This is a genomic window from Actinoallomurus sp. NPDC052274 (assembly GCF_040679475.1).
Taxonomy (GTDB): domain Bacteria; phylum Actinomycetota; class Actinomycetes; order Streptosporangiales; family Streptosporangiaceae; genus Actinoallomurus; species Actinoallomurus liliacearum.
The window spans coordinates 1-1378 of the sequence record NZ_JBFAUT010000141.1; the positions used below are offsets into that span (position 1 = coordinate 1).

General features: G+C 57.8%; 1 protein-coding gene. It reads right to left on the reverse strand.

Annotation, left to right across the window (positions count from 1 at the left end):
- Nucleotides 1-1298: right-handed parallel beta-helix repeat-containing protein (locus tag AB0K82_RS44490; protein WP_364409791.1), on the reverse strand; the 1298-nt coding region annotated here is incomplete at its 3' end.
- Nucleotides 1299-1378 lie beyond the last annotated feature (80 nt).

Sequence of the window (1378 nt, forward strand, 5' to 3'; positions counted from 1 at the left end):
TGAGTCTTCGTCCCCTGAATATCGTCGCAGATATTACCCTGAACCACATTATCCCGGCAATATTCCGCGAGCGCTATCCCGCCCCGATTGGAAATCGTCACCCCAGCTTGATTGTTGGCTATCGCGATATTGCCGCTGATCACGCCGGCCTGCTGCCGCACGAACATGAACCCATTCAACTGGCAGCCATCCGCCATGTTCCCGATGAAGCTGTTGTTGCGAGAAACGGCCTGGGGATAGGGCTGCACGCTCGTCAGATCGTCGAGAAAACCATAGCCGCAGTCCTTGAACAGGCAGCCGATCACTTGGTTTCCGCTGGGCGCTGCCACGCCAGCGTGACGAAAGCGCATGCCGGCATTCGAGCAATGGATCGCCACGCAGCCCTTGAATCGGTGGCCCGTGCTCGGATTCACCGCAAAACCGCTGCCCGAGGATTCGGCGCGGCTAGCGGCACCGATCGCGAAGCAATCCGTGAATTCGCAATAATTGGCGTTTACGTAGAAACCGTCATCGCTCCAGCGTGAAGCACGGCAATTCTCATAGGTGCCATAGTCGGTCGCGACGTAATAGCTGGTGAAACAATTGTCAGAGATCGTGTCTCGAACCGTCGAACGATCGGTTGCCATCGTAATACCGCGCGGAGCGCCCGAATTCCCCGCCGCGTTCCACGACCGCGCGTTATAGGTAACGCAGCGCGCGATGAGATTGTTGTAGTCCGCAATACCGGCCACCGTGCCGGCCATGACGATTCCCGTGGCGGTATCGGAAACCAGACAATCCTCTACCGAAGAGTTCCAGATGTTTATCAAGGAAATGCCGTTCTTCGCATAGTGGCTCGCGCCATCCGCGATCGGCGTGGAATAGATGCCCTGCACCGTCATTCCGGCAATGCGCACATTTTCATATTCGCCGCCGCTCAGCGTTGTGACGATTCCGCCGGCCCCGGCCATATCGTCCCAAGCAGCAACGGTTCCAATCTGGGTTATCGTCGTCTTGCGCATGCCCTTCCCGATCAGAGCCACCTTCGATTGGAGAAGGATCGGGGACCCTATCGCGTAATTCCGTGCATCGAGCGCCACCACGCCGCCGCCGGCCGCATTCGCCGCCGCAATGGCCGCGTTGATCGCGGATGCATCGTCGGTGAACCCGTCACCCTGCGCGCCAAACTGCTCGGGCCGGATAGTGAAGCGCAACTCCTGCTGCACCTGGGTCGGGACGGCAGACAAGCCATGCTGTTCAAAACCGATTTGAGCAGCACCATTCGATGCGACCAATTCCTCTACTGTGACATACGCCATATGTTTCTCCTGTCCCGACACGATCCGCCAAAGGAACATTTAGAGAACATACAGAATCCTACAGTTCAACAAGGCCTCTC